This window comes from Mycolicibacterium aubagnense (assembly GCF_010730955.1).
Taxonomy (GTDB): domain Bacteria; phylum Actinomycetota; class Actinomycetes; order Mycobacteriales; family Mycobacteriaceae; genus Mycobacterium; species Mycobacterium aubagnense.
The window spans coordinates 4,577,109-4,589,320 of the sequence record NZ_AP022577.1; the positions used below are offsets into that span (position 1 = coordinate 4,577,109).

Genomic DNA, 12,212 nt, shown 5'->3' on the forward strand with positions numbered 1-12,212 from the left:
TTGGCTCGGTAGACGCGAAGCCCAGCTAACAAGGTGCTCCGAGCGTTGCTGCGGCACGTCTCAGACAACGCACCCACTTAGGGGATGTGTCGAAATTGGTGTTTGCTAGTTTTGCTGCTGGCGATAGCGTGTGGCCAAATTATGGGCTGTGAGCAGCGTTATTCAACTAACGTGCGTGTCATATCTCCTTCTGGAAGTAGCTAGGAGGATGAAGATTGTTATTGCTTTGAAACTTACTGACGGGTAGATTTTGCGACGCCCGCGGACTGAGATCACTGACACAATCGAGAGGTAAAGTAATGCAGCTAACGATGAGGCCGTATGTCACTGCGGGTGTCGCCCTGATGGGTGCCAGTGTCATCGCCGTCGCCCCGGTGGTGCCGAGCCAGCCTTTACATGCGCCGACGCTGCCCCAGGTGCATATGCCTGCGGTTCAGTTGACCGCCCTGGACAACCCGCTCGAGGTATTCGCCCCGATCGTCACCGCGGTCCAGCAATTGCTCGGCGACACCGCCAACGTCGCCGCAACCAGTATCAATCCGCTCCTCCGGCAAGTCGTGATGAATCAGCTGTACACCCTTCAGCAGGCGCAGCAGCTGATCGGCAACGTCGCCGGCGGGCTCGGCACCATCGGTGCCGCACTTCCCGGCACGCTGCAGGCGGTCGGCGCGCAGCTGGCCACCGGAAATGTCAACGGCGCCATCGACGCCTTCCAGAGCGGCATCATCTTGGGGGGGCTGCAGCTCATCACCGGCATTTCGCAGCCGATTCAGAACATCATGCAGCGGCCGCTTGCCGTCGCATCGGCGTTGGTTCCGGCACTGGTCACCACCGTTGGGTCCTTGGTCGTCTTCGCGGTGGGGTCGACGATCGGGATCGGCTGCAGTGACTGCGTCACCGTCAAGCCGATTGTTCAGCAGATGGTGAGCAGCATCCAGAGTGTGCTGCAGGCGGTTACGACGCTGAATCCCATCAACGTCATCAACGCCGTCCAGCACGGGATCGCGGATGTGACGATCGACGTCATCAAGCAGGTGGATCAGTTCGTGACCGACGCGGTGCCGTTCATCGCCAGCACGATTCAGGCTGCGCTGAACGTGAACCCGAACGCCCCGGGCGGGGTGACGGTCCCACCGGCCGCTGGCGCCACGACGGCCGCCGCGGTGAAGGTCAGTACCCTCGCCGCGGCCGCGCCGAAGGCGACCGATCCGGCGGCGGTGCCCGCGGTCACGCCCGCGGATTCTTCGGCGGCGGGCAAGCCGGCTGCCACGCCGGCCAGCGCAACGAAGGATGGCGCGTCGACGCCTGCCACCAAGCCCGATGTGGAGCCGACCTCGGGCACGTCGACTGGCACCGGTACGACCGGTACGACCGGTACGACCGGTACGACCGGTACGACCGGTACGACCGGTACGACTGGTACGACCGGTACGACTGGTACCGGTACGACCGGTACGACTGGCGCGACCGGCACCGGCACGACCGGCACCGGCACGACCGGCAGCGGTACGACTGGCGCCGGCGCGACTACCGGTTCAACCAAGTCCACGGACGGTTCAGCAGCTGGCACCAAGGGCTCGACCGGTGGGACGAAGACCGGCGACACCAAGTCCGGTGATACCAAGTCCGGTGACACCAAGTCGGGTGGCTCGAAGTCCGGCGATGCCGGTACTGCCGGAGGTGCTACGCACAGTGGGACCAAGTCCGGTGCGTCGAAGTCCGGCGACTCGGAGTCCGGTACTGCGGCGAAGCCGAAGGCTGTCAAGGCCGGTGGAAACGGTGAGGGCTCGTCCAGCCACGCTGCGAGCGGCGCCGGCGGTGGTCACGCCGAGTAATTGATCGAACTGTGGCCCTCTACCGGAAGGTGGAGGGCCACAGCCGTTTCGGCCGTTCGGACGCCCGGGCCGTCGACTGCTCTCGCAGCAGCCGGATGCCGTGCGAAGAGAAGGCGGCCACCGCGAAAACCAGGAGCAACCAGACTGGCGGATGGGCCAGCTCCCAGACGAAGAGTGCCGCGAATGCCGGTGCGCGTTGCGTTATCGCCAGCACGCCCGCAGCACAGGTCAGGGCCACCGCCGCCACATGCAGGTTGGTGTGGGCAAGGCTGTTGAGAGCAAGCGTGGCAACGGTTCCCGCGGCCGCGCCGGTCGCCAGGGCCGGGGTGATCAGGCCGCCGACCGCGCCCAACCGCAGATACAACGCGGTCAGGAGCGGTTTGAGCAGCAGGATGACGACCGCGGCGGCGAGGGTGAGATTGGAGCCGACGGCGACGACCAGGACGCTACGCCCATTGCCCGGAAGTTCGGGGCGGTAGATCGAGCAGATACCGGTGACCAGCCCGGCCAGTGCGACCCCGGGGATCAGCACCCACGAGGTCAGTTGCGGCTTGGGTCCGGCGAGCGACACGAGCCGGTTGAAGGTCAAGCCGACGACCACCGCCAACGGAGCGATGGCCACCGCCAGCATGGTGAACTGGTACGACAGTGCCGGATTGGGCCACACGAGATTGCGCTCGAAGTGGGTGACGGGGCGCGACACCGCGACTGCGAGGCTTGAGGTGAGGAGCGCTGTGCCGACAACCCTCGGGTGCCAGCTGCCCATCATGACGCGGGCGGCGAAGAAGGCCCCGCCCAGCGGCACGCTGTACACCGCGCCCAGGCCGGCACCCGCGGCGCAAGAGAGCAGAATCTCGCGGTCGCGGGCGGTCAGCGTACCCATGGTCGACGCGGTGAGCCGGCCGAGCCAGGTCGTGCCGTAACTACTGAGGACCGCGGCCAATTGACGTGGCGCCGTTTCCCGGCCGAGCGAGGCGCCCGATCCGACAGCCACGACCTGCAATGCCGCGTCGGCCGCCATGGGCAGATGCTGCATGGGCTTCTTCCCGGCGATGGTCGCCGACAGCGACGGGACGCCGCTGCGTCGGCGCAAGATCCACCAACCGAATCCGGCCAGCGCCCCGCCGACGGCCGGGGCCAGCGCGCGGCGGACCGGCGAGCTGGCACCGATGCCGTCGAGCAACAGGCCGTACGAATAGTGGTAGGCGAGGTGTTCGACAGCGTGCAGCAGCGAGACCGTCGTCGCTCCGGCGACGCCGGCGAGCAGGCCGGTAAGCAGCACCGCAGTGCCGAACTCCAGCGCACGTCGCGTCACAGGGTGAATGTATGTCAGCCTGGGGGACATGGAGACCCCACGGCTGCTGTTCGTCCATGCCCATCCGGATGACGAGACACTCACTACCGGAGCGACCATCGCGCACTACGCCTCCCGCGGCGCCGACGTACGGGTGCTCACCTGCACCTTGGGCGAAGAGGGTGAGGTCATCGGTTCCCGGTGGGCACAGTTGGCGGTCGACGGAGCTGACCAGCTGGGCGGCTACCGCATCGGTGAATTGACCTTGGCGCTAAGGGAATTGGGCGTCGACCAGCCGCGGTATCTGGGCGGGGCCGGGCGTTGGCGCGACTCCGGCATGGAAGGGAGCCCGGGGCGGCACCGCCAGCGATTCGCGGACGCCGACATGGACGAGGCGGTCGCGGAGCTGGTGGCCGTGCTGCGCGACTTCCGCCCACATGTCGTCGTCACCTACGACCCCAACGGCGGCTACGGGCACCCGGACCACGTCCAGGCCCACCGGGTGACGACGGCCGCGGTCGCCGCGTCGTCGGGTGACGGACACCCGGGCGAGCCCTGGCAGGTGCCGAAGTTCTACTGGACCGTGATGGACGGCGAGTCGATGGCCGAGGCCCTGGACTCGCTGAACGGGATCGAGCTGCCCGAGAGTTGGCTGCGGATTCCGGCCAGTGCCCTGCCGTTCGACCTCGGCCATCGCATCGACGCCGTCATCGACATGCCGGACAGCCTGCCGGCCAAGGTCGCCGCCATGCGCGCCCACCAAACGCAGGTGACGGTCGAGCCGACCGGCCGGGTCTTTGCGTTGTCCAACAACATCGCGCTGCCGATCACTGCCCGCGAGCACTACCTGTTGGTCGACGGCACGGCGGGCGAGCGCGACGACCGTGGGGTGGAAACTGACCTACTCAGCGGGATAAACCTGGCGTGACACCGGGATCGGGGGGAGTAGGGTAGCCGCCATGGACTCGGATCTGGACCCCAACTTGCAGCACCTGCAGGGCCTTGGCGACAACTATCAGTGGGTCGTCGGTTCTCTGGTCGGGCTGCTCGACAGCATCCCGACCTGACGTCTGCCCCGGTGCGCGCCGACTCCGGTCGCGCGCGCGCATGGATGCTCGGTGTGCTGGCGTTCGACGGCGCCCTGTCGGCCATCGCCGGTGCACTGTTCCTGCCGCTCTATCTCGGCCCCGTGCCGTTCCCGATCAGTGCCCTGATCAGTGGGCTGGTCAATGCCGCCCTGGTTTGGGCCTGCCTGCAATGGACGTCCCACCCTCGACTGGCCGCGCTCCCGATGTGGGTCTGGCTGTCCACCGTCGTGATACTGCTTCTCGGTGGCCCGGGCGATGACGTCGTGTTCGGCGGCACCGGAATCATGCAGGCCTCGCCCTTGATCTTCTTGCTGTTCGGTGCGACACCGCCGGGCGTGCTGCTGTGGTGCCACGCCCGCCGGCGGGCCGAACTGCCGGGCTGATGGCGCAGTCCGGTGTTCCGGCACAGCTTTCGTCCGGAGCCGTCAGCTTTCCTTGACTGTCAAGGAAAGCTGACGCTGCCCCGACCGGATATGTAACAAGAAGAGGAGCCGGTTCAGCCTTTGATTGCGTGGCTATCCGAACCGGTGTTCTGGCCCGCGCCCGTCCCGCTCGGCGTGGTCTTGGTGCCCTTGCCGCCCCGCACATTGTCGCCCTTGCCCGGCTTCGTCGTGCCGGTGCTTTCGGTTTGTTGACCTGCAGCGTCCTTGGTGTTCTTCACCTCGGTGGTCTTGTCATCGGCCTTCTTGCCCGGCGTCTTGACCGGCTTGGACGGCTTGACGCCGTCCTGCTGGGCGGTCGGTCCTTCGGTGTCGCCCGCGGTCGGAGCGCCGGCCTTCGGGCCTGAAGCCTTGGTGTCGCCGGCCGTCGGGCCTGAAGCCTTGGTGTCGCCGGCCGTCGGGCCTGAAGCCTTGGGATCGGAGGCTTGCGGGCCTGAAGCCTTGGGATCGGAGACCTTCGGGTCGGTGCCCTTGGGGTCGGTGCCGGCCGGGTCAGCGCCCTTGGTTTCCGTCGTCCGATCGGACTTGGTGTCGGTCTTGGGTTCGCCCGCCTGTGGGTCCGTCGGCTGCTGACCGGCTGCACCGCCCGCAGCCTGCGTCCCCTTCTCGGCGGCCTTGCCCTTGTCTTCGGCACCGGCGGGCGTCTCCGCCGGCTTTTCGGCCGGATCCTGGGTCTGCGTGGCGGTCGGCGTGAGCTTGACGGCGGCGTCGGTCTTGGTGGACGTCTTGGCCGGGTTGATCGCGGCGGCCAGGCTGGTCAGCGCGGTCTGCACCGACTTGGCGATCGATTCGAGGGTGGGCGTCGTGGCAGCCAGCGATCCGATGGGCGGCAGTGGCGGGATCGGCGGGATGAGCCAACCGAAGAAGTAGTTGAACTCCGCGATACCGAAGTTGATGACGTCGTTGACGGAGTAACGGACCGCGTTGCTGATGCCGTTGACCCACACGCCGAGGTTGAGTGGATCGTTCACGATCGGGACAACCGCTTGATAGAAGATGTTGTCCGAGACCGGCCGGATCAGCGTCCAGTAGAAGATGTCGGTCTGCGCGGCGATCGTGCCTGAGAACGGCACGAACCAGCCGGCCCAGTAGAGCAGGTCGGTCGCGTAGTTGACGCCCCAGTCGACCCATGCCTGAATGCCTTGGTAGGCGCCGGTCAACCAGTCGCTGGCTGCGTTCTGCGTGCCGACGACGGGCGCGGCGGCCGAGGGGGCCGCTGCCAGCGGGTTGGGGCCGACCTTGGGGACGACGCCCGCGGCCGGCAGCTTGGCCGCGGTCATATTGCTTGCCGCGGCAAGCAATTTCACCATGGCGTCGGTCAGGTGGGGCTGGACTGTGGTCGGGTGCGCCGAGACCGCGACGTCAGCGGGGACTATCTGAATCGGGGTCAGTGCGAGAGCAGTGGCGGTCGCCGCGGCCGCGCCCGCCATCAGATACGAACGGACAGAAACGGACACCATGGCTCCTCGAAATGATCGCGTCCCGACGCCACGAACTTACGCTGTCGTCACTAAGTTCTCCTAACAATCTGCGCGTCAGCTGTGTGTGTCGGGGCATGCGGCCCGCGCCGTGCGAACGTGCTGGCGCTACTGTGGCCGGTATGCCAGGCGCAGTGGTTTCAGAATGTGAGACGCGTGGATGATCGCCGACACCACCGGGGTTACACGGAAGTGGCTCTGAACCCCCCGAACGGCGCAGACCTGCCCATTCCCGTGGTCCCACCGCTCGCCGCGCCGTCTTCGTCCGCGTTACGCCGCGTGCTGCGCCGCGCGCGTGACGGTGTTGCGCTGAATGTGGACGAGGCCGCGATCGCGATGACGGCCCGCGGCGACGACCTTGTCGACCTCTGCGCCAGCGCCGCCCGAGTCCGTGACGCCGGGTTGGAAGCGGCGGGACGGCGCGGCGCCACCGGTCGGCTTCCGGTGTCGTTTTCACGCAAGGTGTTCATCCCCGTCACCCATCTGTGCCGCGACACCTGCCACTACTGCACGTTCGTGACCGTGCCCGGCAAGCTGCGCGCCCGCGGCATGGGCATGTACATGGAGCCCGACGAGATTCTCGACGTGGCCCGCCGCGGCGCCGAGTTGGGTTGCCAGGAGGCGCTTTTCACCCTCGGTGACCGCCCGGAGGACCGGTGGGACGAAGCCAAGCAGTGGCTCGACGAGCGTGGCTATGACTCCACCCTCGATTACGTGCGGGCCATGGCCATCCGTGTCCTCGAGGAAACCGGTCTGTTGCCGCACCTGAACCCGGGCGTCATGAGCTGGTCGGAACTGTCGCGGCTCAAGCCCGTGGCACCGTCGATGGGCATGATGCTGGAGACCACCTCACGGCGGTTGTTCGAGACCAAGGGCCTGGCGCACTACGGCAGCCCTGACAAGGACCCGGCGGTGCGGCTACGCACGCTCGACGATGCGGGCCGGCTGTCCATCCCGTTCACCACCGGCTTGTTGGTGGGCATCGGGGAGAATCTCACCGAGCGGGCCGAGACCATGCACGCGATCCGCAAGTCCCACAAGGAGTTCGGGCACGTGCAGGAAGTCATCGTGCAGAACTTCCGGGCCAAGGATCACACCGCCATGGCCGCGGCGCCCGATACCGGGATCGATGATTTCCTGGCCACCATCGCGGTGGCGCGCCTGGTGCTCGGACCCAAGATGCGGATCCAGGCGCCACCGAACCTGGTGTCCCGCGAAGAGTGCCTGGCGCTGATCGGCGCCGGCGTCGACGACTGGGGCGGCGTCTCACCGCTGACCCCCGACCACGTCAACCCGGAACGGCCCTGGCCGGCTCTCGACGACTTGGCTTCTGTGACTGCTGAAGCCGGCTATGACCTGGTGCAGCGGCTGACGGCGCAGCCGTCTTACGTGCAGGCCGGCGCGGCGTGGATCGACCCGCGCGTGCGCGGGCACGTGGATGCCCTGGCAGACCCGGAGACCGGGTGGGCGCGCGACGTCAACCCCGTTGGGTTGCCGTGGCAGGAGCCCGACGAGGCGTCAGAGTCGTTGGGCCGGACCGATCTGCACACCGCGATCGACACCGAAGGCCGGCTGACGCAGACGCGCAGCGACCTCGGCAGCGCGTTCGGTGACTGGGAGTCCATCCGCGAGAAGGTCTCCGAGCTGGCGGCCCGCGCCCCCGAACGCATCGACACCGACGTGCTTGCTGCCCTGCGCTCCGCGGAACGCAACCCGGGCGGCTGCACCGACGACGAGTACCTGGCCCTGGCCACCGCCGACGGTCCGGCGCTGGATGCGGTTGCCGCGCTGGCGGATTCGCTCCGGCGTGACGTCATGGGCGACGACGTCACCTTCGTGGTCAACCGGAACATCAACTTCACCAACATCTGCTACACCGGCTGCCGGTTCTGCGCGTTCGCGCAGCGCAAGGGTGACGCCGACGCCTACTCGCTTTCGGTCGACGAGGTCGCCGACCGGGCCTGGGAGGCGCACGTCGCCGGGGCCACCGAGGTCTGCATGCAAGGCGGTATCGACCCCGAGCTGCCTGTCACCGGGTACGCCGATCTGGTGCGCGCGGTGAAGAAGCGGGTGCCGTCGATGCACGTGCATGCCTTCTCGCCCATGGAGATCGCCAACGGCGTGACCCGCAGTGGCATGTCGGTGCGGGAATGGCTGACCGCGTTGCGTGAGGCCGGACTGGACACCATCCCGGGTACCGCGGCGGAGATTCTCGACGACGAGGTGCGCTGGGTGCTGACCAAGGGCAAGCTGCCCACCGCCGAGTGGATCAACGTGGTGACCACCGCGCACGAGGTGGGGCTGCGGTCGTCGTCGACCATGATGTACGGGCACGTCGATACCCCGAAGCACTGGGTGGGCCACTTGAACGTGCTGCGCGGAATCCAGGACCGCACAGGCGGTTTCACCGAGTTCGTGCCGCTGCCGTTCGTGCACCAGAGCTCGCCGCTGTATCTGGCCGGCGGGGCGCGCCCGGGACCGACGCACCGCGACAACCGCGCTGTGCACGCGCTCGCGCGGATCATGCTGCACGGCCGGATTCCCAGCATCCAGACCTCGTGGGTCAAGCTGGGCGTCGAGCGTACCCAGGTGATGCTGCAGGGCGGCGCCAACGATCTCGGTGGCACGCTGATGGAGGAGACCATCTCCCGCATGGCCGGTTCCGAGAACGGCTCGGCCAAGACCGTCGCGGAGCTGGTGGCCATCGCGGAAGGCATCGGCCGCCCGGCCCGCCAGCGCAGCACCGACTACTCACCACTGGCTGCCTGACTTCGCTCAGCTGGCACAAATGTCCCGCGACACGCCGCGGTTGGAGTGCATTTAGGTGTGCGTGCGGTGAGACTTGACGGGTGAACACCATCGGGGGCATCCCCGCGCACCCGTTTTTCGTCCACTTCGTCGTGGTCCTGGCCCCACTGACGGCGATCCTCGTGGTCCTCTGCGCGGTGTGGACTGCTGCTCGTGAGCGCTTGGTGTGGCTCACGCTGGCCCTGGCCGTCGTGCTGACGGTGCTGACCCCGTTGGCCACCGACGCCGGCGAGTGGCTGGAGCATCAGCAGCAGACCCGGACGCCGACCCTGCACGAACACACGGAACTCGGCGACACGGCGATCTACTTCGTGCTCGGTCTGCTGGTGGTGTCGCTGGCGCTGGCATTCCTGCACCGGTGGGGCGCGCGCCTCGGGGAACGTCGCGGCCTGGCGGGCGTCGTGGTGACGGTGCTGGCGGTGGTGATCGGGGTGGCCACGATCTACCAGATCGTGCGCATCGGCGACAGCGGCGCTCGCGCGGTGTGGGGTAGCGGCGGCTCGTAACCGGCGCACGTGCCCGCGGCGTACTACAGCTTCGCCGCCAACTCGGTGCCCTGCCGAATGGCCCGCTTGGCGTCCAACTCGGCCGCGACGGCGGCGCCGCCGATGACATGCGGGGTGATCCCGACGCGGCGCAAGCTGTCTTCTAGGTCGCGGACCGACTCCTGGCCCGCGCAGATGACCACGTTGTCGACCTCGAGGACACGCGCTCCGGAGCGGTCCGACCCGAAGCTGATGTGCAGCCCGGCGTCGTCGATCTTCTCGTAGTTCACCCCGGACAGCTGCTGCACGCCTTTGGCTTTGACCGACGCCCGGTGCACCCAGCCGCTGGTCTTGCCCAGACCCCGCCCTTGGGCGCCCTTGGTACGTTGCAGCAGGTAGACCTCGCGGGCCGGCGGCAGCGGGATCGGTGTGGTCAACCCACCGCGGGAGTCGCCGCCGTCGGCGATGCCCCACTCGGCCCGCCATTCCTTGAGGTTCTGCGGAGATCCGCGTCCGTCGTCTGCCGGCTCGGCCGGCGTCGTGAGGAACTCGCTGACGTCGAAACCGATTCCGCCGGCGCCGATCACAGCCACCCGCTTACCTACGGGCGCACCGGTGATCGCCTGGGCGTAGGACAGCACCATGGGGTGGTCGATACCCGGGATGTCCGGCAGGCGCGGTGTCACGCCGGTGGCCAGCACCACCTCGTCGTAGCCGGATAGCTCATCGGCCGAAGCCCGGGTGTTCAGTCGCACGTCGACCCGGCGTTTGGCCAGCATTGTGGTGTAGTACCGGAGGGTCTCGTTGAACTCCTCCTTGCCGGGAATCCTTCGGGCCAGGTCGAATTGGCCGCCGATGTGGTTGCCGGCCTCGAACAGTGTCACGTCGTGGTCGCGCTCTGCGGCGGTGACGGCGGCGGCCAGCCCGGCCGGTCCGGCACCGACCACCGCAATCCGCTTCGTCACCCGAGTCTTGCCCAGCACCAGAGTGGTCTCGTGCCCGGCCCGCGGATTCAGCAGGCACGACACGGTCTTGTGGACGAAGGCGTGGTCCAGACAGGCCTGGTTGCAGGCGATGCAGGTGTTGATCTCGTCGGCGGCGTCGTGCTGCGCCTTGCGCACCCAGTCCGGGTCGCTGAGCAGCGGCCGGGCCATCGAGATCAGTTGCACCGCACCGTCGGCCAGAATCTGTTCGGCGGACTGCGGCATGTTGATCCGGTTGGAGGCCACCACCGGAATGGTGACGTGTTGGGCCACCGCGTTGCTGATATCCGCGAACGCACTGTTGGGTACCGACGTGACGATGGTCGGCACCCGAGCCTCGTGCCAGCCGATGCCGGTGTTGATGATCGTCGCCCCGGCCGCTTCGATTTCCGTTGCCAGCGTCAGGATTTCCTCCCACGTCTGGCCGTCTTCGACGTAGTCGGCCATCGACAGCCGGTAGCAGATGATGAAGTCGCGGCCGACGGACTCGCGCGTGCGCCGGACAATCTCGACCGGGAACCGGCGGCGTTTCTCGGGCGTGCCACCCCACGCGTCGGTGCGCTTGTTGGTGCGCGGCGCCAGGAACTGGTTGAGCAGATAGCCTTCGCTGCCCATGATCTCGACGCCGTCGTACCCGGCTTCGCGAGCCAATAGCGCGCACTTCACGAAGTCGTTGATGGTGCCTTCGACGTCACGTAGCGCCCGCGGCCGAAATGGGTTGATGGGGGCCTTGATCGACGATGCGCTGACCGAAAGCGGGTGGTAGGCATAGCGTCCCGCATGCAGCACCTGTAGCAGGATCTTGCCGCCCTCGGAATGTACTGCGGTGGTGACCTTTTGGTGGCGGCGCGCGTCACTCGACGACAGCATCTCGGCCGCGAACGGCAGCAGCCACCCGGTGCGGTTGGGCGCGTAGCCGCCGGTGATGATCAGCCCGACGCGGCCGCGGGCCCGCTCGGCGAAGTACTCGGCCAGCTTGCCGGTGTCGCGGGCCCGGTCTTCGAGGCCGGTGTGCATCGAGCCCATGATCACCCGGTTGCGCAGTGTGGTGAAGCCAAGGTTCAACGGGGACAACAGGTTCGGATAGGGCGTTGAATGCGGTACAGTCATCGGTTTCCTCTCAATGCCAGCAGAACTTCGTCCAACCAGTCCACCGATCCCTGCTCGGCGCGGATACCGCCGCGCAGCACCAGGTATTGGTGCAGCGCGCTGCCGGTGAGCGTGGATGGATCGGGGAACTGACGTTTCTCGTAGCCGAAGTAGGTGTCGAGCAGGGCGGCGCGTTCAGCGCGCAGTGCGTGAATCTGCGCGTGCAGGGCGTCGGTGCTCTCCGTGGATCCGTACGCCGCCCCGCGTAGCTTCACCGCGAGTTCGCGAGTGCGTGCGTCGGTGACGGAACTGCCGCGGCCGGTGAGCGGTTCGGCGATCCAGCGCTCGAGTTCGGCCCGGCCGGTGTCCGTCACCGAGTAGACCTTTTTGTCCGGCCGCCCGTGCTGCGAGACGACTTCGACGGTGACCCAGCGGTCGGCGTCCATGGCCCGCAGCGTCTTGTAAATCTGCTGGTGGGTGGCGGCCCAGAAATAGCCGATCGACCGGTCGAACCGGTTCGCCAATTCATAACCAGAACCGGCTTGTTCGCAGAGCGCCACCAGGATCGCGTGGGGGAGGGCCACGGCATGAGCCTAGGTGCTACCGGCGGTCCTATGCAACAAATTGCAAAGCGAAAATGACACGCGTAAAAAGCTGCGGGTAGGAGCTAGTCGGACGGTATGTGCAACGTCTAGTATCAGTAACCACGCGC

Annotated in this window: 9 protein-coding genes; 5 read left to right on the top strand and 4 right to left on the bottom strand. The window is 67.3% G+C overall.

Translation table 11 applies throughout. The annotated features are described in order from the left end of the window. Positions 1-311: 311 nt before the first annotated feature. The gene (locus G6N59_RS21970) at positions 312-1,835 is read left to right on the top strand and encodes a hypothetical protein (protein ID WP_163911581.1); all 1,524 of its coding nucleotides are present in this window, start codon (positions 312-314) and stop codon (positions 1,833-1,835) included. Positions 1,836-1,854: 19 nt separating this feature from the next. On the opposite strand, the gene G6N59_RS21975 is transcribed toward G6N59_RS21970, so the two are convergent. After that, positions 1,855-3,150 carry a chloride channel protein gene (locus tag G6N59_RS21975; protein ID WP_138228959.1) on the bottom strand — a complete coding sequence of 432 codons (1,296 nt, stop codon included), beginning with the start codon at positions 3,148-3,150 and terminating at the stop codon, positions 1,855-1,857. Positions 3,151-3,178: 28 nt separating this feature from the next. Between G6N59_RS21975 and mshB the strand changes: the two genes are divergently transcribed. Further along, complete coding sequence (gene mshB, locus G6N59_RS21980) at positions 3,179-4,057, top strand: N-acetyl-1-D-myo-inositol-2-amino-2-deoxy-alpha-D-glucopyranoside deacetylase (protein WP_138228960.1); 879 nt, start codon at positions 3,179-3,181, stop codon at positions 4,055-4,057. Positions 4,058-4,147: 90 nt separating this feature from the next. Beyond that, positions 4,148-4,600: a hypothetical protein gene (locus G6N59_RS21985; protein WP_407665776.1), complete on the top strand. Its 453-nt coding sequence runs from the start codon at positions 4,148-4,150 to the stop codon at positions 4,598-4,600. A 113-nt stretch (positions 4,601-4,713) separates the two neighbouring features. On the opposite strand, the gene G6N59_RS21990 is transcribed toward G6N59_RS21985, so the two are convergent. Continuing rightward, positions 4,714-6,114, bottom strand: a complete 1,401-nt coding sequence (locus G6N59_RS21990; RefSeq protein ID WP_138228962.1) for a hypothetical protein — start codon at positions 6,112-6,114, stop codon at positions 4,714-4,716. A gap of 213 nt (positions 6,115-6,327) precedes the next feature. Here G6N59_RS21990 and G6N59_RS21995 point away from each other — a divergent pair, with 213 nt between their 5' ends. Together G6N59_RS21995 and G6N59_RS22000 are read left to right on the top strand one after the other, a co-directional pair. Then, positions 6,328-8,904, top strand: a complete 2,577-nt coding sequence (locus G6N59_RS21995) for a bifunctional FO biosynthesis protein CofGH (RefSeq protein WP_138228963.1) — start codon at positions 6,328-6,330, stop codon at positions 8,902-8,904. Positions 8,905-8,984: 80 nt separating this feature from the next. Next, positions 8,985-9,449, top strand: coding sequence for a DUF2231 domain-containing protein (locus G6N59_RS22000; protein WP_138228964.1), 465 nt, complete (start codon positions 8,985-8,987; stop codon positions 9,447-9,449). Positions 9,450-9,472: 23 nt separating this feature from the next. Here the strand turns inward: G6N59_RS22000 and G6N59_RS22005 are convergent, their stop codons facing one another. Both G6N59_RS22005 and G6N59_RS22010 read right to left on the bottom strand, forming a co-directional pair. Then, positions 9,473-11,521, bottom strand: coding sequence for an NADPH-dependent 2,4-dienoyl-CoA reductase (locus G6N59_RS22005; protein ID WP_138228965.1), 2,049 nt, complete (start codon positions 11,519-11,521; stop codon positions 9,473-9,475). Next, positions 11,518-12,084 carry a PadR family transcriptional regulator gene (locus G6N59_RS22010; protein WP_138228966.1) on the bottom strand — a complete coding sequence of 189 codons (567 nt, stop codon included), beginning with the start codon at positions 12,082-12,084 and terminating at the stop codon, positions 11,518-11,520. Before G6N59_RS22010 ends, G6N59_RS22005 begins: the two co-directional genes overlap by 4 nt. Between the last annotated feature and the right edge of the window lie 128 nt (positions 12,085-12,212).